Origin of the sequence: Streptomyces sp. NPDC050759 (assembly GCF_044456945.1) — a bacterium.
Lineage (GTDB): Bacteria > Actinomycetota > Actinomycetes > Streptomycetales > Streptomycetaceae > Streptomyces.
In genome coordinates, this window is the sequence record NZ_JBITGI010000002.1 from 219,913 (window position 1) to 239,652 (window position 19,740).

21 protein-coding genes are annotated in these 19,740 nt (G+C 71.3%); 5 read left to right on the top strand and 16 right to left on the bottom strand.

Annotated elements, in window-relative coordinates; all coding sequences use genetic code 11:
- The first annotated feature begins 121 nt into the window (after positions 1-121).
- On the top strand, positions 122-436 hold the full coding sequence (locus tag ACIBJB_RS06790; RefSeq protein ID WP_398927240.1) for an alpha-L-rhamnosidase C-terminal domain-containing protein: 315 nt from the start codon (positions 122-124) through the stop codon (positions 434-436).
- Positions 423-1,229 (top strand): SDR family NAD(P)-dependent oxidoreductase, encoded by an 807-nt coding sequence (locus ACIBJB_RS06795; RefSeq protein ID WP_398927242.1) that lies wholly within the window; start codon positions 423-425, stop codon positions 1,227-1,229. The genes ACIBJB_RS06790 and ACIBJB_RS06795 overlap by 14 nt, the downstream gene beginning before the upstream one ends.
- A gap of 37 nt (positions 1,230-1,266) precedes the next feature.
- On the opposite strand, the gene ACIBJB_RS06800 is transcribed toward ACIBJB_RS06795, so the two are convergent.
- From ACIBJB_RS06800 to ACIBJB_RS06820, 5 genes are all read right to left on the bottom strand, one after another.
- The gene (locus ACIBJB_RS06800) at positions 1,267-1,734 is read right to left on the bottom strand and encodes a hypothetical protein (protein ID WP_398927244.1); all 468 of its coding nucleotides are present in this window, start codon (positions 1,732-1,734) and stop codon (positions 1,267-1,269) included.
- On the bottom strand, positions 1,731-2,480 hold the full coding sequence (locus tag ACIBJB_RS06805) for an ABC transporter ATP-binding protein (RefSeq protein ID WP_398927246.1): 750 nt from the start codon (positions 2,478-2,480) through the stop codon (positions 1,731-1,733). The genes ACIBJB_RS06800 and ACIBJB_RS06805 overlap by 4 nt, the downstream gene beginning before the upstream one ends.
- A 4-nt stretch (positions 2,481-2,484) precedes the next feature.
- Positions 2,485-3,195 carry an ABC transporter ATP-binding protein gene (locus tag ACIBJB_RS06810; protein ID WP_398927248.1) on the bottom strand — a complete coding sequence of 237 codons (711 nt, stop codon included), beginning with the start codon at positions 3,193-3,195 and terminating at the stop codon, positions 2,485-2,487.
- Positions 3,173-5,290, bottom strand: a complete 2,118-nt coding sequence (locus tag ACIBJB_RS06815) for an ABC transporter permease (protein WP_398927250.1) — start codon at positions 5,288-5,290, stop codon at positions 3,173-3,175. The genes ACIBJB_RS06810 and ACIBJB_RS06815 overlap by 23 nt, the downstream gene beginning before the upstream one ends.
- Before the next feature lie 163 nt (positions 5,291-5,453).
- Positions 5,454-6,839 (bottom strand): ABC transporter substrate-binding protein, encoded by a 1,386-nt coding sequence (locus ACIBJB_RS06820; protein WP_398927252.1) that lies wholly within the window; start codon positions 6,837-6,839, stop codon positions 5,454-5,456.
- 217 nt (positions 6,840-7,056) lie between these two features.
- On the opposite strand from ACIBJB_RS06820, the gene ACIBJB_RS06825 reads away from it, so the two are divergent.
- Entirely contained in the window at positions 7,057-8,106 is a 1,050-nt protein-coding gene (locus ACIBJB_RS06825) for a dihydrodipicolinate reductase (protein WP_398927254.1), read from the top strand.
- A 36-nt stretch (positions 8,107-8,142) separates the two neighbouring features.
- Here the strand turns inward: ACIBJB_RS06825 and ACIBJB_RS06830 are convergent, their stop codons facing one another.
- Genes ACIBJB_RS06830 through ACIBJB_RS06860 form a run of 7 tightly spaced genes read right to left on the bottom strand, consistent with a single transcriptional unit; the run spans position 8,143 to position 14,141 of the window.
- Positions 8,143-9,075: a TIGR03564 family F420-dependent LLM class oxidoreductase gene (locus ACIBJB_RS06830; RefSeq protein ID WP_398927256.1), complete on the bottom strand. Its 933-nt coding sequence runs from the start codon at positions 9,073-9,075 to the stop codon at positions 8,143-8,145.
- A gap of 13 nt (positions 9,076-9,088) precedes the next feature.
- The gene (locus ACIBJB_RS06835) at positions 9,089-9,673 is read right to left on the bottom strand and encodes a nuclear transport factor 2 family protein (RefSeq protein WP_398927258.1); all 585 of its coding nucleotides are present in this window, start codon (positions 9,671-9,673) and stop codon (positions 9,089-9,091) included.
- The gene (locus tag ACIBJB_RS06840) at positions 9,670-10,506 is read right to left on the bottom strand and encodes a TauD/TfdA dioxygenase family protein (RefSeq protein ID WP_398927260.1); all 837 of its coding nucleotides are present in this window, start codon (positions 10,504-10,506) and stop codon (positions 9,670-9,672) included. Before ACIBJB_RS06840 ends, ACIBJB_RS06835 begins: the two co-directional genes overlap by 4 nt.
- Positions 10,503-11,111, bottom strand: a complete 609-nt coding sequence (locus ACIBJB_RS06845; protein ID WP_398927263.1) for a carboxymuconolactone decarboxylase family protein — start codon at positions 11,109-11,111, stop codon at positions 10,503-10,505. Before ACIBJB_RS06845 ends, ACIBJB_RS06840 begins: the two co-directional genes overlap by 4 nt.
- Positions 11,112-11,140: 29 nt before the next feature.
- On the bottom strand, positions 11,141-11,923 hold the full coding sequence (locus ACIBJB_RS06850) for an enoyl-CoA hydratase (protein ID WP_398927265.1): 783 nt from the start codon (positions 11,921-11,923) through the stop codon (positions 11,141-11,143).
- Positions 11,924-11,934: 11 nt separating this feature from the next.
- Entirely contained in the window at positions 11,935-13,116 is a 1,182-nt protein-coding gene (locus ACIBJB_RS06855) for an acyl-CoA dehydrogenase family protein (protein ID WP_398927267.1), read from the bottom strand.
- Positions 13,107-14,141: an acyl-CoA dehydrogenase family protein gene (locus tag ACIBJB_RS06860; RefSeq protein ID WP_398927269.1), complete on the bottom strand. Its 1,035-nt coding sequence runs from the start codon at positions 14,139-14,141 to the stop codon at positions 13,107-13,109. The genes ACIBJB_RS06855 and ACIBJB_RS06860 overlap by 10 nt, the downstream gene beginning before the upstream one ends.
- Positions 14,142-14,269: 128 nt before the next feature.
- On the opposite strand from ACIBJB_RS06860, the gene ACIBJB_RS06865 reads away from it, so the two are divergent.
- The gene (locus ACIBJB_RS06865) at positions 14,270-14,965 is read left to right on the top strand and encodes a TetR/AcrR family transcriptional regulator (protein WP_398927271.1); all 696 of its coding nucleotides are present in this window, start codon (positions 14,270-14,272) and stop codon (positions 14,963-14,965) included.
- Positions 14,966-15,032: 67 nt separating this feature from the next.
- Positions 15,033-15,845, top strand: a complete 813-nt coding sequence (locus ACIBJB_RS06870; RefSeq protein WP_398927273.1) for an acyl-CoA thioesterase — start codon at positions 15,033-15,035, stop codon at positions 15,843-15,845.
- Between the two features lie 55 nt (positions 15,846-15,900).
- Here ACIBJB_RS06870 and ACIBJB_RS06875 read toward each other — a convergent pair whose 3' ends face one another.
- The 4 genes from ACIBJB_RS06875 to ACIBJB_RS06890 all read right to left on the bottom strand — a co-directional run bounded on the left by ACIBJB_RS06875 (position 15,901) and on the right by ACIBJB_RS06890 (position 19,688).
- On the bottom strand, positions 15,901-16,167 hold the full coding sequence (locus ACIBJB_RS06875; RefSeq protein ID WP_398927275.1) for a hypothetical protein: 267 nt from the start codon (positions 16,165-16,167) through the stop codon (positions 15,901-15,903).
- Between the two features lie 324 nt (positions 16,168-16,491).
- Complete coding sequence (locus tag ACIBJB_RS06880; protein WP_398927277.1) at positions 16,492-17,319, bottom strand: SDR family NAD(P)-dependent oxidoreductase; 828 nt, start codon at positions 17,317-17,319, stop codon at positions 16,492-16,494.
- 9 nt (positions 17,320-17,328) lie between these two features.
- A complete protein-coding gene (locus ACIBJB_RS06885) occupies positions 17,329-18,363 on the bottom strand; it encodes a phosphotransferase family protein (protein ID WP_398927279.1) in 1,035 nt (344 codons plus the stop codon).
- Entirely contained in the window at positions 18,360-19,688 is a 1,329-nt protein-coding gene (locus tag ACIBJB_RS06890; protein WP_398927281.1) for an acyl-CoA dehydrogenase family protein, read from the bottom strand. The genes ACIBJB_RS06885 and ACIBJB_RS06890 overlap by 4 nt, the downstream gene beginning before the upstream one ends.
- Positions 19,689-19,740 lie beyond the last annotated feature (52 nt).

The following is a 19,740-nucleotide window of genomic DNA, read 5'->3' on the forward strand; positions in this document are numbered from 1 at the left end:
AACCGTTACGGAGAACCATGTCCGAGCCCGGCCACGCCCCGACGCATCTCAGGATCGACAGCGGGGGTGGCGCCTTCGTCCTGGTCGCGCGGACGCCGGATACGCCGACGTCGCGTACGCCGTGCTGACCCCCGGCAAGCCGGCCCGGGAGTCGTTCGTCGTAGCCCCCGTCCTGGGCGCCCACCTCACCTGGGCGTCGGGGATGTTCGACGGACCGCAGGGCACCATCGGCGTCGACTGGTCGGCCGACAGGGAGACCTTCTGGATCGACGTCACGGTGCCCCCGGGTTCGACGGCCACCGTCGTCCTGCCTGACAGCACCTCGCCGCGTGCCGGACCCGGCCACCTGCACGGCGAGTGCACGCTCCCGCCCGCATCCCATCCGCTGCCCATCCACCACCACACCCTCGAAGGAGCACCTCATGCCCATGCCTGACGTCTCGACCCGCTCGCTCAACGATCTCGTCTCCCTCGACGGCCGCACCGCCGTGGTGACCGGCGCCGGACGCGGCCTCGGCAAGGCGATCGCCGCACGGCTCGCGGAGGCCGGTGCCCGGGTGCTGGTGGCGGACATCGACGGCGCACTCGCGAAGACCGCCGCCGCAGACCTCGCCGACCGCCATGACACCGACATCGTGGGCGTCCAAATGGACGTGACGGACTCGGGCAGCGTGCGCGAAGCCGCGGACCTCGCCGTCGAACGCTGGGGCCGCCTCGACGCATGGGTCAACAACGCCGGAGTCTTTCCGTACATCCCGATCGCGCAGATGGACGACGCGGCCTGGGACACCGTCTTCGCGGTGAATGCCCGGGGGACACTCGCCGGCACGCGGGAAGCCGCCCGGGTCATGACCGCGGGTGGACACGGCGGAGTGATCGTCAACATCTGCTCCACCGCGGGGTTCGAGGGCACCGCGCCCGGCATGGGCGCGTACGTGGCATCGAAGCACGCCGTACGGGGGCTCACCCGGCAGAGCGCCCTGGAGCTGGCGCCGCACGGGATCCGTGTGCTCGGGGTGGCTCCCAGCTATGTCCCGACGGAGGGCAACACCCTCGCAGCAGGCGACGGCCCCGTCGAACCTGACGCCATGCCGCTGATGATGACCAGCCCGGTCGGGCGCGTCGGCACCCCGGACGACATCGCCCGCGTCGCCTTCTTCTGCGTCAGCGACCTGTCGACGTTCATGACCGGCAGCACCCTCCTCGCGGACGGCGGCACGACGGCCTGACCCCACCGCCCCGTACGTCAAGCGGGCAGCGTCGCTCTCAGCGTGGGCCTGCGCCGTTGGGCACGTCGGCTTCGGGTGCCGGGACGACGGTGGCGGCCGGCTCCGGCTGGGCGGCGGGTGTGAGCCGGTCGCCCAGTTCGGAGAGGTCGTACGCCTGACGCGCCAGCCAGAAGCGCAGGAAGCCGGTGAGCGAGTAGCGCAGGTACAGCACCCCGCCCACCACCGCGCACACCACTGCGGTCAGGCCGATGGCCAGGGCGTCGCGCTGGGCCAGTGGATCCTCGCTCGCATGAGCGAGAGGGTAGGTCAGCGCGCCGAGGACCAGGCCGGCCAGGAGCAGCAGCCCTCCGGTGCGCAGCCACAGGGTGTGGCGTGCGGCGGCCGGGTCGGGGATCTTCAGGGCGGCCAGGTCGCGGGCGAACCGGTCGGCGCGGGTGGGGACTTGGGGCTGGTCGGCGCGCGTGAGGGTGTGCGGTTCTGTCGTGGTCTCGGTGGTCGGCGTCATGCCGCGCTCCCCAGGTAGTAGGAGGACAGTTCGGCGTGCAGGGAGCTGTCGGGGTGGCCCTGCCACTGGATGCGGCCGCGTACGAGGACGGCCGCGTGGTCGGCGATCTTCAGCACGGCGGCGGCGAACTGCTCGACGACGAGCACCGCCACGCCTTGGCGGGCCAGTTCGGCGACGTGCTCGTACAACTCGGCGACCACCACCGGCGCAAGGCCCATGGACAGTTCGTCGAGGAGCAGGACGGCCGGGTCGGTGGCCAGTCCCCGGGCGAGCGCGAGCATCTGCTGCTGCCCGCCGGACAGGGTGCCCGCGGCTTGCCGGGCGCGTTCGCCGAGGATCGGGAATCGGCTGTAGGCGAGCTCCTCGATCTCCGCCAGGCCGCGCCCGCTGAAGGTCATCATGCGGAGGTTGTCGCGTACGGAGAGGTTGGGGAAGATGCCCCGGCCCTCCGGGATGAGGCAGACGCCGGCCCGGGCGAGGTCGCGCGGGCGCGCGCCGGTGGCGTTGCGGCCGCCGAGGTGCAGGGTGCCCGCCGAGGGATGGTGCGCCCCGGCGGCGACGTTGAGGGTGGTGGTCTTGCCGGCGCCGTTCGGGCCGAGCAGCGCCACGACCTGGCCTGCGGCGACGGTGAGGTCCACGCCGTGCAGCACGGTGATGCGGTCGTACGCCGCCTGGATGCCGCGTAGTTCGAGCAGCGGGGGCTGGGTGCCTTCTGTCACTGGGCGCAACGCAGGGTTCTCGGACATGTGCTCACGCCTCCCCGAGGTAGGCCGCCAGGACCGTCTGGTCCTGCTGTATTTCCTCGGGCGTGCCGTGGGCGACGACTTTGCCGAGGTCGAGTACGTACATCTCGTCGCAGACGCTCATCACGAGGCTCATGTCGTGCTCGACGAGGACCACGGCGCGTCCCTCGCCCGCGACGTCCCGCAGCAGCGACGCGAAACGCCGGGTCTCTTCGGCGTCCTGGCCCGCGGCCGGTTCGTCGAGGAGCAGCACCCGCGGCCGGCCGGCCAGCGCTCGGCCGACTTCGAGGAGCCGCGCGGCCCCGGTGGGCAGGGCGTCGGCGAGGGTGGCGGCGTCCGCGGTGAGGCCGACGCGTTCCAGGATCTGGTCGGCGATGCGGTCCGCTTCGCGGCGTCGTGGGCCGAGTTCGGCCGCGACGCGCAGATTGTCGCGGACGCTGAGCCGGCCGAAGAGTTCGAGGCGCTGGAAGGTGCGGGCCATGCCCTTGCGGGCCCGCTGCGCCGGGGTGCGCCGGGTGATGTCCCGGCCATCGAGGCGGACCTGGCCCGTCTGGGGTCGGCGCAGTCCGGAGACGACGTCGAACAGGGTTGATTTGCCGGCCCCGTTGGGCCCGATGAGCCCGGTGATCCGGCCCGCCTCGGCGGCGAATCCGGTGCCGTCGAGCGCCCGTTTCCCGCCGAACGCGACGGTCACGTCACTTGCTTCCAGCAAGGCCACGCGCGATCACCTCCCGGTCCTCGGTCCGCCACGGTCGCCGCAGGCCCCACCACTCGACGGGGTCGGGCACGGGCCGTGGGCCCTGGAGCCGTGCGGTGGCGCGGACGCGCAGCGCGGTGCCGACCGCCACGGCGGTGAGCAGGAACAACGCGCCGCCGATCAGGTCGCTCGCGTACAAGGCCCAGAGCACGGCGAGTACGCCACCGGTGACCGGCAGGAGCAGCCGGTCACGCGCGAGCGGTGCCCACTCGGCCCTGAAGCGCGGGGCGATGCCGCCCGGGCTGTGTGCGAGGCCCATGCCGGCCAGGGCGATCATGAGCGTGGAGACGTCCTGCGCCCAGTCCCCGAAGTGGCCGAGCAGATGCGGTGGCGCCACGAAGGCGATGCCCGTGAACAGTCCGGTGCCGACCGCGCCGAGGCCGCCGATCACCGCGACCAGGAAGATCGGCAGGTTGGCGACGAGGTTGAACTGCTCGGCGGTGACGGTGCGTTGTTGCATCCCGTAGAGCGCGCCGCCGAGACCGGCGATCGCCGCGGACAGGGCGAACACCAGAACTTTCGAGGCGAGAGGACGCCCGCCGAGGGTGGCGTACGCGGCTTCGCTGTCGCGCAGCGCGATCAGGCTCCGGCCGAAGCTGCCGCGCCGCAGCCACGCCACGGCGAGGGAAGCGAGCGCGAGGAACACGGCGGCGAGCAGCAGGAGTTCGGTGTCCGAATCGAGGCGCCAACCGAACAGGTTCGGTCCCGCCGCTTCCACGGACCCTTGATCGAACAGCGCGATACGGACGCCGAGGATCTCGAACGACGGGAGGGTGAACACCCAGCGGTCGAGGATCACGGCGAAGGCGGCCGTGCCGAGGGCCAGATAGATGCCGGACAGGCGCAGTGCCGGAATGGCGATCAGCGCCCCGACGACGCCGGCGACGAGGACGGCGACGGACAGCGCCCACAACTGCCCCTGTGCTCCCAGGTGTCCCCACACCACGGCCCCGATCCCCGCGATGCTCAGCTGACACAGGGAGATCTGACCGGCGTACCCGGCGAGCGGCACGTAGGAGAGTGCGACGATGCCGAGCGAGAAGATCGGCCCGTACGAGATGAGGCCCTCGTCGTCCAGGACGGTCACCAGGAACACCGCGAACAGCACGACGCTCGCCGCGAAGACGCCACTGCCGCGCGCGGTCGGCAGCGGCACGCGGACCAGGCGACGGTCGCGGCCGCGCAGGCGGCGGTGCGGGAACAGCAGGAGCGCGAGGAAGAGCAGCAGGGCGGGGGCGGCGAGCCGCAGGCCGGGGAGGTAGTCGTTCTGCGGCAGGTAGCCCGTGAGATAGCTCTCCAGGCAGCCGACGACCAGCGCCCCGAGGAAGGTGAGCGGGAGGCTGCGCAGTCGGCCGAAGACCGCGGCGGTGTACGCGCTGACGATGAGCAGCGACAGCTGCGCGGCGTCGAGGGCGACGGTCGGGGCGATCAGAATGCCGCCGAGGGCGGCGAGTTGGGTGCTGAGGATCCAGGCGAGGCGGCCGGCCCGCTGCGGGGAGGCGCCGGTGAGAGAAGCGAGCGCGCGGTCGTCGACGCAGGCGCGCATCTCAGTGCCGGCGCGGGTGCGGTTGAGGAGCAGCCACAGACCGACGGCGACCAGTGCGGCCACGGCCAGGGTGAGCAGCTGGTGCCCGGTGATCACGGCGAGGCCCAGCTTGATGGCGGGTTCGTCCGCGAAGAACGGGCGCAGCGGGCGTGCGGTGTTGGGATCCCAGACCCAGCGGGCCAGTGCGATCGCCCCGGTGAGCAGGGCGACCGTCATCACCAGGCGCTCCGCCTCGCCCAGCGCCTGCACCGGTCGCATCAGGACCCGCTCGACGAACAGGCCGAAGGCCGGCGCGAGGACGAGCAGGACGACGGCCAGGGCGAGGGGTACCGGCCAGCCCCAGCCGAACGCGAGCTGCCAGTAGGCGAACGCGGAGAGCATGCCGGACGCGCCGTGCGCGAAGTTGAAGACTCCGGCGGTGGTGTAGGTGAGGACCAGGCCGCTGCCGACGACCGCGTAGATCGCGGCCGTCGTCAGGCCGACCACACCGAAGGTGAGGAACTGTTCCATCACGCGCCCGTCCTGGTCCGGGCACCCGGCGGTGAAGGTGTCGGCGTCACGGGGTCTCCTCCTCGCAGTTCCCAGCGGGCGGGGCGCCTGCTCGGCGGCGCCACGCGGATGACCAGCGGCCAGTACGGGTGTACGAGCCAGGTCAAGTGGCGCCGTCGGCCGGTCACTTCAGGTCGTCCATCGACTTGCCGACGTCGGCGAGCCGCGCCGGCGCGCCGTACCGGCCCTTGTACTTCACGACGGGCGCGTCGCAGCGGTAGGGACCGTTGTCCGGTGTGAAGTCGGCGGGCTTCCATCCCTCGGGCGTGGTCTCGACGATCGTGTAGCACTTGGACGGGACGTCCTGTTTGCTCACGTCGAACGGGGCCTGGATGCCGCCGGCGGTCCACTCGGTCTGCTTCAGCGCGTTGTCGTAGACGCACTTGCGTGTGAGCTCCGCGCAGTCGCGGGCCGCGGTGGCGAAGAGCAGCCAGGCGGAGAAGGCCCGCAGCGCGGGGTAGGTGACGGGTTTGCCCGGCGCGTACTTCTCGAAGAGTGCCTTGACCTGCTTGATGGCCTCGCTGTCGGAGCCCCCCTCCAGCGGGTGCGTGGCGAACAGCTCCGCGTAGTTGTGCTGGGTCCCGAGCGCCGAGCCGGCCAGATCGATGAAGTTCTGGTTGTACGAGTTGCTGTTGGAGTCGATCCAGTCCGGGGCGTAGCCGATGCTGGTCAGCGCCTGCTCCAACTTGGCGAGCTGGTCGAACTGCCCCAGGAAGACCAGGCCCTTGACCTTCTTGTTCTTGATGGCCTGGGCGTACGGGGTCCAGTCGGCGACTCCGGCGGTCGGGTAGAGGTCGGAGTAGGAGACCTTGCCGCCGAGCGTGGCGATGGACTCCTCGAACTGCGCTCCGATCACCTTGGTCACCGGGCTGTCGCCGGAGATGATGCCGACGTCCTGGGCCGAGGAGGGGAACTTCTCCTTCAGTAGCCAGTTGTAGAACCCGCCGTACTGGAAGTACGCCGAGTACGGTCCGGCGGACATCACCTGCAGGTCGGAACCGATGCTGGGGGCGAGGGACGACTGGGCGGGGAAGGCGGGGAGCAGACAGCCGAGGCGGTCCTTGACGGCCATGCCGTCGAGGGCGGCGCTGCCGCCGACCAGGGCGAAGTCCTCCTTGCAGGCCTGCTGCATGCGCTGGCGGACTTCCATGAGCTTCGCGTCGTGGATGACGGGGACGAGCTTGCGGCCGTTGATGCCGCCCAGTTCGTTGCACCAGGAGGTGAACGCCTTGGCCGCGTCCGGCATTTCGGAGTTCTTGTTGAAGCCCATGTCGGTGAAGACGCCGACCTTGATCTCCGTGTCGGTCACGCCCTGGGCGGTGCCGGGCTTGGCATCGCCCTTGCCGCACACGTCTTTCAGGGTGCCGAAGTCGGCGCCTTGGGCCGACGGTGCGTTCTGGGTGGCGTCGCGGGTCTCCTCGGGTTCACTGCCGGTCGAGCCCGAGCGGGTGGAACAGCCGGCGAGCAGCACCGCGAGCACGGTGACCACGCCTATGAGCAGCCTTCTCAAGGGGTCCTCCTCGGGGAATCGGACGCCGGTGTCCGATGGAGCACGGCCGGATGGTACGAGGGGTCAGCCGCGACGGAAACTACATTCTCGAATTGGGCAAGGCAACTACTCGCACACGAGAACCTGACACGAGTTCCGACGGATGCACATCGGCCGCGAGGCGCCCCGGACGCCTGCAGTATTACCGTTCTCCCTCATTGAGAGTAACGTTCTCGTCATGAGTGAACCGAAGAGCACGGCCGCGTACCGCGTGGTGCAGTGGGCGACCGGGAACATCGGGAGCCGCACCCTGCGCGCGGCGGTCGAGCACCCCCGCCTCGACGTCGTCGGGGTCCTGGTGCACAGCGCCGCCAAGTCCGGCCGCGACGCCGGAGAGTTGTGCGGTCTCGCGCCGCTCGGCGTACGCGCCACCACCCATCTGGACGACGTACTCGCGCTGAAGCCGGACTGCGTGCTGTACACACCGCGCGAGCTGGACCCGGACGCCGTGTGCACGCTGCTCGCGGCGGGGATCAACATCGTCGCCACACGCACCGACTTCCACTACCCGGACGCGATGGAGGAGCCGCTGCGGCGCAGTGTCGAGGCGGCCTGCGACGAGGGCGGCGCCAGCATCCACAGCACCGGCAGCAGCCCCGGCTTCGTCACCGAGGCGCTGCCGTTCGTCCTCGCGTCGCTGCAACGGCGCCTCGACGGGCTGCTCATCGAGGAGTTCGCCGACCTGTCGCGGCGCGACTCCCCCGGGCTGCTCTTCGAGGTCATGGGGTTCGGCGGCCACGAGGGGACGTTCGACGAGCAGCGGCTCGCGTCGTTGCGCGCGAGCTTCGGACCGTCGTTGCGTCTGGTGGCCGACACCCTCGGACTTCCTGTCGAACAGGCCGAGGTCCAGGGCGAGTTCGCGTACGCACGGGAGCGCACCTCGATCGCCGCCGGGATTCTGGAGGCGGGCACGGTCGCGGCGCAGCGGATCACGGTCGCCTGGCTGAACCGCGGAAGGCCCGTCCTCCGGTTCCGGGCGACCTGGTACTGCACCACCGACCTCGACCGGTCATGGGACCTGAGGGACACGGGCTGGCGCCTGACGGTCGACGGCGACGCCCCGCTCGACGTGACCATCCGCTTTCCCGTGGCCGCCGAGGACGCGCCCGCGGTCTACCCGTCCTACACCGCCAACCGCGCGGTCAATGCGGTGCCGTGGGTGTGCGAGGCACCGGCGGGCATACGGACCACGGCGGATCTGCCACAGATCGTGCCGCTGCTCAACTGATCTGGCCTGACCTGATCCCAGCAGCGTGCGGTCTGTTCAGCTGCGCTCGGCGGCCAGCTCCGCGAGCAGGCCGCGGGTGCGGTGGGCTGAGGCGCGGCGGCTGTCGTGGTCGGAGCCGACGGGCACGATGTGTGCCCACAGGTCGGTCGCGCCCGCGTCGGCCAGGGCGACCAACTGTCCTCGTACGGAATCCTCGTCGCCGATAACGGCCGCCTCGGCCGGTGACGCCTTGCCGCCGATCTCCAGGATCCGGCGGTAATTCGGCAGGCCGTCGTACGCCGCCGCCGTGGCCGCCGCCGCGGTGCGCGCCTCGCGGGGGTCATCGTGCACGGCCACCGGAAGCCCGGCGACGATGCGCGGGGACGGGCGGCCCGCGGCCGTCGCCGCTTTGTGCAGGCGTGGCGCGACATGGGCGTCGATGGCCTCGGCCGTCGCCATCCACAGCACCACCCCGTCCGCGCACTCTGCCGCCACCCGCAGCAGCCGCGGGCCGAGCGCCGCGAGCAGGACCGGCACGCCCCCGGCGGGCAGCGAGGGCGGCGCCGAGGTGTGCGCGGACCAGTGCTCGCCGGTGACGTCGGCCTGCTCGCCGCGCAGCAGCGCCGTGAGGATGCGCAGATACTCCTCGGTGGCCGCCCCCACCCCGTCGTACGACAGCCCCAGTGCCCCCTCCACGTACGGGCGGTGCGACGGTCCGATGCCGAGCGTGAAGCCCGGCCTGCCCATGGCGTACGGGACGGAGGCCGCGCGGCCCGCCTGCAGGACCGGGTGGCAGGGGTAGGTCTGGAGCACCGCCGTGCCGAGCTCGATGCCGGTGGTGGCGCGGCCGGCGACCGCCATGGCGGCCAGCGGGTCGCCCGCCACAGCGCTGGCGTACCACAGCGCGTGGAAGCCGTCACGTTCCGCTTCCTCGGCCTGGCGCACGATGCCGTCGACGGTGGCGGCGCCTCCGGTCAGACCGATCCGCATGGCCGTGCCCCCTTCACCATCGTGTCACCGGTGTCTGTCCCGGGTCGTCCTCCGCGGTCAGCGGCCTGCGGTAGGACAGGTCGTCGCGGTCGCGGGTGCCTTTGACGAAGCCTTGCTCCCTGAAGAAGGGCGTACGCAGGACGGACGCGTCGGCGGACAGCGCGAGGTCGACCGTGCAGCGGCGTACGGCGATGCGCCAGGTGCCGTCGCGGCGCTCCAGGCGGTCGAGGTAGCGGCCACTCATCAACTGCGCGGTCCTGCCGTCGTGCGAGAGGAGTCCCACCAGCACGTAGCTCTCGCAGTGCGCGGTGTCACCGTCCTCGTCGATCTCGCAGAGGTGCGTGGTGATGTTGTGGGTGTGCAGCTCGGCCGACTTGGCGTGGATCATGTTGGCCCACTGTGCGTACGTGGGCCCGGAGTTGACCGTGGCACCGTGCTCGTCGACACCGTCCTGGTGGTAGGCGGCCGTGAGCAGATCGGCGTCGAACCGGTCGTGTCCGCGCGCGTGGCGGGCGACGCAGTCCAGGATCTCCTGCCGGTCGTTCAGGTTTCGGACCTGGCGCTCGAGCCGTGCCAGGAGCTCCTCGTCGCCGCTCATGCCGTCACCGGCTCCTCGCCCGCGAAGGTGATGCGCCGCAGTAGTCGCAGCGAGGCCGGCTCGTAGGGCAGGGCGCGGTGCAGCATGCCGGTGTTGTCCCAGAGCACGAGGTCGCCGGGGCGCCAGCTGTGGCGCAGGGTGAAGCGCTCCTGCGTCGCGAAGTCGAGAAGGCGGTCGAGGAGTTCACGGCTCTCCTTCTCGGCCATGCCGACGATCCGCTCGGCCGTGGCGCCGATCAGGAGCGACGTGCGGCCGTCGCGGTGCGTCCACACCAGGGGGTGCTCGCGGCTGGGGATCCGGTCCCAGGCGGCTCGCTCCTTCGGCGAGGGATCGGGGTTCACCAGGAGCTGAGCGGCGGTGAAGCTGTGCACCACCCGCAGGTCGGCCAGCTGCTTGCGCTCGTCCTCGGGCAGGGCCCGCCAGGCGGCGTAGGTGGTGGCGAACTCGGTGTCGCCGCCCTCGTCGGCGACCTGCCGGGCGAGCAGGACGGTGGCCTTCTGCGGGGTCTCGTCGCGGGTGCCGTCGATGTGCCAGAAGAAGGTGCCGCGGCGCACCTCGGCGAGTTGGCTCCTGGCCGGATCGAGGGTGATGGTGTCGATCTCCGGATGGGCCGCGTCACCGCCCATCGGCGGGACGACGGCCTCGCCCAACTGCCGCCCCAGCACGGAGAACTCGGCGTCGCTCAGATCGGCTCCGCGACAGACGACAACGCCGCGTTCGGCCAGGGCGGTACGCAGCGCGGCCACCGCGTCGGGTTCGAGGAGACGGGTGCCGGACAGGCCGGTGGTCTGCGCGCCGATCTCGGGGGCGATGGGGGTGAAGGCGACGGTCACGGTTCCTCCGGGCGGCGGGGCGCGTGCGGGATGGCTGTGGTGGGCAGGTCGTCGTCCAGATCCAGGGCGAAGGACCGCATGAGGTAGGCGATCGTCTCGTACGCGCCGACGGTGAAGATGAGGTCGATCAACTGCTGCGTGCCGAGGGTCGAACCGAGTTCGCCCCAGGTCTTCTCTCCGATCGCACCGTCCACGACGAGTTCGTCGGCCGCGCGCAGCAGGGCGGCGTCCTGCGGATCCCAGCCGGGTTCGTCGGGGCCGAGGCCGATGCGGTGCACCTCCTCCGCGGTCAGGCCCACGTCTCCGGCCTGGACGACGTGCTGGGACCACTCGTAGGCGCAGTCACGCAGTGCCGATACGCGCAGGACAAGCAGCTCGCGCTGGCGCGGGGTGAGCGTGGTGGCGCGCATGATGTGGCCGTTGAACGTGAGGAAGGCGTGGGCGAGTTCGGGGTGGTGCGCGTAAGTGCCGAGCACGTTCAGGGCCTTGGGGCGGCCCTCGGACACGGGTGCGGGGTGGCGCGGGTTCGGCGGGGTCAGGGAGGCGAGGGCGGCGCGCATCTCGGGGGGCCAGGAACGGACGGGCAGGGGTTCGATGCGAGGCACGGACGGGGCTCCTTCGCGGGGTGCGTGACTCAGCGCAGCTTCTGTTTCATTTCCTCGAGCCGAGCGAGAATCGGGTATCCGGTGACGCTCAGTGCGTTTCCGTGCCCGGTCTGGTGGATGTCGAAGACGGACTGGACGGCGGCGTGGAAGCCCTGCACGTCGAGCGTCTGGTTCACGGCCCGCTTGGCCTGCCGCAGCCCGAACGACGGCATCGCGGCGATCCGCTCGGCCAGCTCCCGTGTCTGAGCGTCCAGTTGATCGCGCGGCACGACCTTGTTCACCATGCCGATCCGCTCCGCCTCCTCGGCGGTCAGCGGACGCCCGGTGAACAGGATCTCCTTGGCCTTGCGCGGACCCAGCTCCCACGTGTGGCCGTGGTACTCGACGCCGCCGATGCCCATCGTGACCACCGGGTCCGAGAACAGCGCGTCCTCGGCCGCCACGATCAGGTCGCAGGGCCAGCAGAGCATCAGACCGCCCGCGATGCAGCGGCCCTGCACCGCGGCGATGGAGGGTTTGGGCACATTGCGCCAGCGCAGTGTGTAGTCGAGATAGCGGCGGCTCTCGGCGCTGTAGATCCACTCCAGGGTGATCTCGTCGGGCGAGGGCCAGCGGTCGTTGAGGTCGTGCCCGGCGGAGAAGTGCTTGCCCTCGGCGCGTACGACGATCACCGCCACCTCGTCGTCCTCGGCGGCCCGGGTCCAGGCGGCGTCGAGTTCGTCGAGCAGTTCGGCGTTTTGTGCGTTGGCCACCTCGGGGCGGTTGAGGGTGAGGGTCGCGATGCGGTCCTTCACCTCGTACAGGATGTTCACGTATCGGCTCCTCAGCCTCGGGGCAGGCCGAGCACGCGCTCGGCGACGATGGTGCGCTGGATCTCGGAGGTGCCGCCGGCGATGGTGCCGGCGAAGGTGCGGGCATAGCGCTGGAACCAGCTGCCAGCGAAGTCCTCCCAGTGCATGTACGCGTACGGGGCGGTGGTGGCCGGGTGCGCGAGACCGTCCGGTCCTGCCGCTTCGAGGGCGCGTTCGGCGGCCTTCTGCACCGCCTCCGAGCCGAGCAGCTTCAGTACGGACAGGGCCGGTACGTCCTGTTCGCCGCGGGCGGCGCGCGCCAGGGCCCGCAGGCCGAGCAGCCGCAGGGCCTGGGCGTCCATCGCGAGGGTGGCGTACCAGTCCTTGTCGAGGTCGGTGAGCGGGCGGAAGTCGCGCAGGAGTTCGTCCATGCGGTCGCTGAAGCTGAGCCACAGCAGGGTGCGTTCATGCCCGAGCGAGCCGCCCGCGACGCGCCAGCCCTCGTTCATTGGGCCGACGAGGTTCTGTGCCGGGACGCGGACGTCGTCGAAGTAGACCTCGTTGAAGTCGAGGTCGTCGGGGGCGGTGAGGGAGCCGAAGGGGCGTCGGGTAACGCCGGGGTTGTCGGTGGGGATGACAAGGCAGCTGATGCCTTTGTGCTTGGGCGCGTCGGGGTCGGTGCGGACGAAGGTGAGCAGCACGTCGGCGTCGTGGGCGCCGGATGTCCACACTTTCTGCCCGTTGACGACGAACTGGCCACCGTCTGCGGCGAGTTCGGCGCGGGTGCTCAGGGAGGCGAGATCGCTGCCGGCGCCCGGTTCGCTCATCCCGAGGGCCGCGGTCATCTCCGCGCGCAGGATCGGCACGGCCCAGCGCCGCTTCTGCTCGTCGGTGCCGAAGGTGAGCAGGGAGGCGGCGATGATGCCGAGGCCCTGAGGGTTGAAGCTGTGATAGATGCGGCGCCGGGAGAGCTCCTCCAGGTGGACGTAACTCTGCATCAGTGTCGCGTTCCGGCCGCCGAACTCCGGCGGATTCCCGGGCAGCAGCCAGCCCTCGTCGAAGAGCAGCCGCTGCCAGCGCCGGGCCCATGCGGGGACGTCCGCGGTGGAGTGCGAGCGCTCGGCTGTATCGGCCTCGGCGGGCAGATGCGTGTCGAGGAAGGCCGTGAACTCGGTCCGGAACGCCTCCACTTCGGTGTCGAAGGTCAGCTGCATGATGCGCCTGTGCCTCCCGCGTCGCGATGATTGTAGGTGATCAGTTCGGCGATGCGGGCCCGGTGCGCCGCCGCACCGCCGAGCATGAGCTCCCCCGCCTTGGCCCGCTTGAGCGCGAACTGCAGGTCGTTCTCCCAGGTGAAGCCCATCGCGCCGAACAGCTGGATGCCGTGCCGGAAGACGAGCGCCTGGCACTCCCCCGCCGCCGCCTTCGCCATGGCCGCCGCGAGCGGCCGGTCCGGGTCGTCGGCTGCGATGGTCAGTGCGGCGTGGTAGGCGAGTGCGTGGGCTCTCTCGATCGCCACATGCATGTCGGCGGCTTTGTGCTGTACGGCCTGGAAGGAGCCGATGGGTGTACCGAACTGGCGCCGTGTACGGGCGTGTTCGAGCACCAGGTCGAGCACGCGGCGGCACGCGCCGACCATGGTGACGGCCATGGCAGTGAGGCCCACATCGTGGGCGTGCGGTGGGGGCGCGGCACCGACCCGGGCGTCCTGGGTGACGCGCACCTGCGAGAAACTCACTTCCGCGAGGTGCAGGACCGGATCCAGCGCCGGTGTCCGTACGGCCCGCACCTCGTCGGCGGGCACGAGGAAGACTCCCTCATCGGTGACCACGGCGAACCACTCCGCCCGGTCGCCGTCCAGGACGTGGCGGGCGCGGCCGTCGAGGAACCAGACCCGGCCCTCACGCCGGGCCCCCACGCCCTCGACGACCGCGGCGCCCGGCTCCCGGGGGGCGATCAGGCCTACGGGAACGAGGGGGGCGAACTGGGTGAGCGTGGCGAGATAGGGCGTCGGGTCGGTCGCGCGGCCCAACTCCTCCAGCACGATGGCGAGTTCCACCGTCTGCGCCGGATCCACGAGTTCGGTCCAGCCGAGGTCCGCGTACGTGCGCCACAGCGGCTCCGGGTCACCGTCCGCGTCGACGACAGCGCGCACCAGCGCCGGCGTGCACTCCTTGGCGAGGACCTCGCGGACGGACTTCTGCCACAACCGCTGGTCGTCGTCGAACTCGAAGAGCATCGTCGCCTCCTGGTCCGGATGTCCGTGAACGACCGAGCCAGGCGGGCCGCTCCGACGGGGGTGATAATAACGTTCTCTCCATAGGAAAGTAATAGTCTCATCCCTGCAGAGCGGGGTAGCCTCCCCTCATGAAACCGGAGATCTCCCTCGAAACGGGCCCGGCGGACACCGAACCGACATGGAAGCAGCGCGCGGTCGAGCGCTCCACCCGGGCGACCAAACAGCGCGCCGAGCAGCGGGTGCAGCGTTTCCTGGACGCGGCTCAGGAGCTCATGGCCGACAAGGGCACCACGGACTTCACGGTGCAGGAGGTGGTCGACCGCTCGGGGCAGTCGCTGCGCAGCTTCTACCAGCACTTCGACGGCAAGCACGAACTGCTGCTCGCCCTTTTCGAGGACGCTCTGAGCCGCACCGGCGACGCACTGCGCGCAGCCACTTCGGGGCCCGGAGCCGCCGAAGGGCCCGTGGCGCGCCTGGAGGCGGCCACCCGGCTGCTGTTCGCCATGTGCCGCCCGGGCCCCGGTGACCTGCACCCTCTGTTCAGCGAGTTCGCACCGCGGCTACTGCTCACGCACCCCGACGAGGTACGGCTCGCGCACGCTCCGGTGCTGGGAGTCCTGGCCGACCTGATGGAAGGGGTCGACGCGGCCGGCGGGCTGCGTTCCGGCATGCGACCCCGGCGCGCGGCGGCGATGCTGATGCAGACGACCATGTTCCTGTCGCAGTCGGCCATCGGCGTCAATCCGGACGGCCCCGCGCCACGGCCGCTCACCGCCGACGAAGTGTGGGCGTTCTGCTCCGGCGGCTTCGGAACGAGGACCTGAAGCACCACGTCCACCCAGCGCCGAGAACGCCATTCTCATCTGCGCGTAACTCCCCTACACTCGCCGCATGTCGGACCTGTGGAGCGACCTTCTCGCCTGCCTCGACCTGCGGCCTCTGCCGCACGCCGCCGCACCGGCCTTCGAAGGCACCAACCAGCAGCTCGCGTATCACCGCCTGTTCGGCGGCCAGCTCCTGGCCCAGTTCGTCCGGGCCGCCCAGCGGCTCGGTCCGGACAAGGCCGTGAAGTCCCTGCACGTCCTCTTCCCGCGCGCAGGCCGCAGCGACGAGCCCGTCCACTACGAGGCGACCCGCGTCCAGGAGGGCAACACCTTCGCCACGTGGTCCCTCACCGCGCGCCAGAGCGCGGGCGTCATCGCCACCGCGGCCGTGTCCCTGCACCGGGTCGAGCCCGGCATGGAGCACCAGTTCACGGCGCCCGTGCCGGTGGTCCTCGGGCCGGAGCACCGCGTGGAGTTCGAGCTGTTGCCCTGGGAGACCCGTGCGAGCGCCGACCTCGACTCCCCGGGCGTGGCGCCTGCCGAGCTGGACCTGTGGATGCGCACCCCCCATGTGGAGGCGGATCTCGGCCCGGCGCTGCTCGCGTACGTCACCGACCTGACCCTGATCGGCACCGCACTGCGCGCGGTCGACGGCATCGGCCAGCAGGACGCCGGCAAGGCGTTCACCTCGGCCGTCACCTCGCACACCGTGTGGTTCCACCGCCCCGTCCGCGTCGACGACTGGCTGCTGCTGCGCCAGCACGCGCCGCTCCTCGCCCACGGCCGCTGCCACGGGCGAGGCGACGTCTTCACCGCGGACGGCTCCCTCGTGGCGTCCTACGCACAGGACGCGCTGTTGCGCCTTCCGCACGCACCTTGACCGGCAGGCCCCGCCGAAGTCGTCGCGACCTCGGCGGGGCCTGCTCAACTCCCGCTCAGTGACGGCCGCAACGGGATCGCGCCGCACGCCGGCGACGGCTGGAAGGGCACCCACCCGCGACGCAGAGCACCAGCAGCGTGTGGCCTGGCTCGACCGCGGCGATGTCGAGTGCCTGTGCGGAGGTGAGGCCGCCCAGCGGCAGGGTCGCGGCGGCGACCAGGTCGGTGCCCGCCGGCACGGCGGCGACCGCCTCCACGTCGAGCACCACGTATTCGGCCTGCGCTTTGAGCGACAGAGCCAGCCGGTCGTACAGCCCGATCACCGGGTCGCCCGGCCGGAAGCCGACGACGTCCGGCCCCAGCGCGTCGACCGTGCCGACGACGTCTCAACCCACGCCGGTGATCTCCCGCTCCGGGAGCAGGCCACCGGCGGTGAGCCCGCCGGAGCGGGGCTGGATGGCCACCGGGTGACGGCCGCGGCGGCGACCCGGATCCGGACTGGACCCCGGTTCGGGCGCCGGTACTTCGGAGTGCGCAACCGACCCGGGAGTGCCATGGCCACCCTCACCGCAGCCAGCGCCGCGCCGCGCCGACGAACTCGCCGCATACGACGCCTACCTCGCCACGTGCCCGGCCCGTCAACCGCTTCAAAGCCCGATCCTCGAACCCTTCTCCTCCGCCTCGATGTCGGCCAGCAAGGCATCGACGCGTGTCCGTGCGCGAGCCGCGACACCGGTGCCCGGCGCGGTGTGCACTCGGTCCGCCTGCACCGCGTGCAGTGCCGCCGCCGCGACCTCGCGTGGGCTGAGGATGCCGTCCGGGGCGAGGTCGCGCATCGAGGCGGTTCCGCTGGGCATCGGGATGGCGCCGAGAGCTGCGGAGTTCTGCCCGAGCGGGGTGTCCACAAGACCCGGGCAGACGACCGTCGCGCCCAACGTCGGTGCCACCTGTTTCAGTTCCGCGTCGAGCGTCTCGGTCAGGCCGACGACCGCGTGCATGGTGCCGGCGTACGGGGTGCGCCCGGGCAGCGGTGCGAGGCCGCCGGCGGAGGCGGTGTTGAGGAAGTGACCGGCCCCCTGCTCGATCAGCAAAGGCGCGAAGGCGCGTACTCCGTTGACGACGCCGAGCAGTTTGACGCCGATCATCCGCTGCCACGTGTGGTCGTCCTGCTGCCACATCGGTACGCCCGGACAGACGACCCCGGCGTTGTTGCACACCAGGTCCACCCGCCCGTACGCGGTCATCGACCGGTCGGCGAGCCGTGCGACCGCCGACGCGTCGCTCACGTCGGTCACGACGGCGGTGACCTCCGCCCCGGCCTCGCGCAGCCCTTCGCACGCCGCGGCCAGTCCGTCCTCGCGGATGTCGGCGATCAGCAGCCGCACCCCGCGCGCCGCAAGTTCCTCGGCGAGGCCGTATCCGATGCCGCTGGCCCCGCCGGTGACCACCGCGACCTGCCCCTTCTCGATGCGCACGTCGCCCCCTCAGTCCCGTGCCATCTCGAGCCGCGCCTTGGCCCACAGCCACTCGGCGTACGAGTGCATCGCCTCGCCGGTCGCCCGGTCGCGTTGGCCCTCCACGGCGGCGTACCAGCTGCCCTCGAGGAGAGCGGCGAGCCGGAAACAGGCGAGCACCTCGAACCAGCGGAAGGCTGAGGTGTCGCGGCCGGTGGACTCGGCGTAGTACGCGAGGAGTTCGGCGCGCAACGGCATCCCGTCCCAGGGGGTGAGGTAGGGCTCGGCGCCGGGGGGATCGCCTTCCTCCCGCCAGGCGGTGAGGATCCAGGCGAGGTCGAGCAGCGGGTCGCCGAGGGAGGCCATCTCCCAGTCGACGATCGCCGCCAGTCTCGGGGCGTCGTGCGACAGCATCACGTTGGCGAACTGCAGATCGCCGTGCACGATGCCGGTCCGGCCCTGCTTCGGGGTGTGCCCCGTGAGCCACTCGGCCACCGCGTCGACGTGCGGGGACTCGGTCTCCCGGTAGGCGGCGCTGTGGCGGTAGCTGTGCAGCATCTTCAGGTATCGGGCCGGCTGGCGCTCCACCCACCCGTCGGGGCGGCCGAGTTGGTCCGCGCCCACCGCGTACGGGTCGACCGAGGCGAGCTTCGCCGCCCCGTCGACCAGGGCGAACGCGGCGTGGCGGCGCCAGTCGGCGTCCTCGGCATAACGGCCGGGGAACCGGCCCTGCGGGGTGAAGCCATCGATCTTCTCCAGGATGGAGAAGGGGCCACCCAGCGGCGAGTCCTGGTCGAGGCTGAACGCGTACTGGCGCGGGTGCGGTACGTCCGTGTCCGCGAGCGCCGCGAGCGCGCCGCTCTCGCGGCGGAAGGCGTCGGCGGCGCGGTCCTCGAGGTGGCGGCCCGGCAGGCGGAGGACGAGCTCGGTGCCGTCGGCGCGGCGGACGAGGGAGAGGATGTTCTGCGCTCCGCCGGCGAGCGGCGACAGCTCTGTCACCGGACCGTCGCCGGGCAGGTCTGCGAGGCCGGGCCAGGTGTTGAGGAGTGCGAGGGTGTCGGTCATCGGGCGCTCGCTTCCTCGGGCTGAAGCAGATCCGCGTACTTCTCACGGGCGGCGGCCAGTCGGGCGGGCAGGTGCGCGGAACCGAAGAGCCGGTCCTCGGGCGGTTCCAGGTCCTTGAGCAGCAGGCGGGCCACGACGTCCTTGTGCGCCTCGGTCGGGCCGTCCGCGACACCGAGCACCGGTCCTGCCTGCCACATCCTGGCCAGCGGCAGTTCGTTGGAGACGCCGAGCGCCCCGTGCAGGTGCATGGCCCGGTAGGTGATGTCGACGAGCGTCTTCGGGGTGGCCACCTTGACGGCGGAGATGTGCAGGCGTGCCGTACGGGCGTCCTCGGGCGAGCCGCTGCGGGCGGCCCGGTCCGCTTGCCAGGCGGCGTGCAGGACTTGGAGGCGGAACTGCTCCAGCTGGATCCAGCTGTCCGCGAGCGCGTGCCGCACCGCCTGCTGGTCGGCGAGCGGCCGTCCTCGGGTGCGGCGGCCGGCTATCCGCTCCCCCATCATGTCCAGCGCGCGCCGGCACTGTCCGACGGACCGCATCGCATGGTGCAGGCGTCCGCCGCCGAGGCGGGTCTGGGCGATGGCGAACCCGCTGCCCGGCTCGCCCAGGAGGTTCTCGGCCGGCACGCGGCAGCCGGTGAAGCGCAGGTAGGCGTGCACGCCTTCCCCGAGCGGTTCGCCCGCGAGTCCGGTGCCGCGCACCATCTCCATGCCGCCGGTGCCCGCCGGAACGACGAACATCGAGGAGCCCTGGTGGACCGGCACCTCCGGGTCGGTGATGACCATGGCGATGACGAACGCGGCATGCGGGTAGTTGGAGGCGAACCACTTCTCACCGTCGATCACCCACTCGTCGCCGTCGCGTACCGCCCGGCAGGTGAAGCCGCCTGGGTCGGCGCCGCCGGTCGGCTCGGTCATGGCGAAGGTGGAGACGATCCGTCCGTCGAGGAGCGGTTCGAGGAATTCCTTGCGCTGCTCATCGGTGCCGTAGTGGGCGAGGATCTCGGCGTTGCCGGAGTCGGGGGCCTGGGTGCCGAAGACCATCGGGGCCCAGGAGGAGCGGCCCAGAATCTCGTTCAGCAGGGCCAGTTGGACCTGTCCCATGCCCATCCCGCCGAGTTCGGGCGGCAGGTGGGCGGCCCACAGGCCCTGTTCGCGCACCTGGCGCTGGAGCGGGCGGACGGCGTCGAGGTAGACGCGGCTGGTGCGGTCGTACGGTTCCGCGTTGCCCGGGAAGAGGACGTCGAGCGGCTCGACCTCATCCCGTACGAAGGTGTCGGCCCAGTCGAGGCGGGCCTGGAACGCGGCGTCGGTGCTGAAGTCCCACATATTGGCGGTCCCCTTCAGGGAGACAGAACGTCGTTAGGACACTAGCAGAACG

Bases quoted from the DNA above. Each gene is read 5' to 3' on its own strand.
- ACIBJB_RS06805 (WP_398927246.1), bottom strand. From the start codon at position 2,480: ATGTCCGAGAACCCTGCGTTGCGCCCAGTGACAGAAGGCACCCAGCCC.
- ACIBJB_RS06860 (WP_398927269.1), bottom strand. From the start codon at position 14,141: ATGCTCTTCGAGTTCGACGACGACCAGCGGTTGTGGCAGAAGTCCGTC.
- ACIBJB_RS06835 (WP_398927258.1), bottom strand. From the start codon at position 9,673: ATGAGCGGCGACGAGGAGCTCCTGGCACGGCTCGAGCGCCAGGTCCGA.
- ACIBJB_RS06795 (WP_398927242.1), top strand. From the start codon at position 423: ATGCCCATGCCTGACGTCTCGACCCGCTCGCTCAACGATCTCGTCTCC.
- ACIBJB_RS06830 (WP_398927256.1), bottom strand. From the start codon at position 9,075: ATGCGGATCGGTCTGACCGGAGGCGCCGCCACCGTCGACGGCATCGTG.
- ACIBJB_RS06800 (WP_398927244.1), bottom strand. From the start codon at position 1,734: ATGACGCCGACCACCGAGACCACGACAGAACCGCACACCCTCACGCGC.
- ACIBJB_RS06870 (WP_398927273.1), top strand. From the start codon at position 15,033: ATGTCGGACCTGTGGAGCGACCTTCTCGCCTGCCTCGACCTGCGGCCT.
- ACIBJB_RS06865 (WP_398927271.1), top strand. From the start codon at position 14,270: ATGAAACCGGAGATCTCCCTCGAAACGGGCCCGGCGGACACCGAACCG.
- ACIBJB_RS06825 (WP_398927254.1), top strand. From the start codon at position 7,057: ATGAGTGAACCGAAGAGCACGGCCGCGTACCGCGTGGTGCAGTGGGCG.
- ACIBJB_RS06815 (WP_398927250.1), bottom strand. From the start codon at position 5,290: ATGGAACAGTTCCTCACCTTCGGTGTGGTCGGCCTGACGACGGCCGCG.
- ACIBJB_RS06885 (WP_398927279.1), bottom strand. From the start codon at position 18,363: ATGACCGACACCCTCGCACTCCTCAACACCTGGCCCGGCCTCGCAGAC.
- ACIBJB_RS06855 (WP_398927267.1), bottom strand. From the start codon at position 13,116: ATGCAGCTGACCTTCGACACCGAAGTGGAGGCGTTCCGGACCGAGTTC.
- ACIBJB_RS06890 (WP_398927281.1), bottom strand. From the start codon at position 19,688: ATGTGGGACTTCAGCACCGACGCCGCGTTCCAGGCCCGCCTCGACTGG.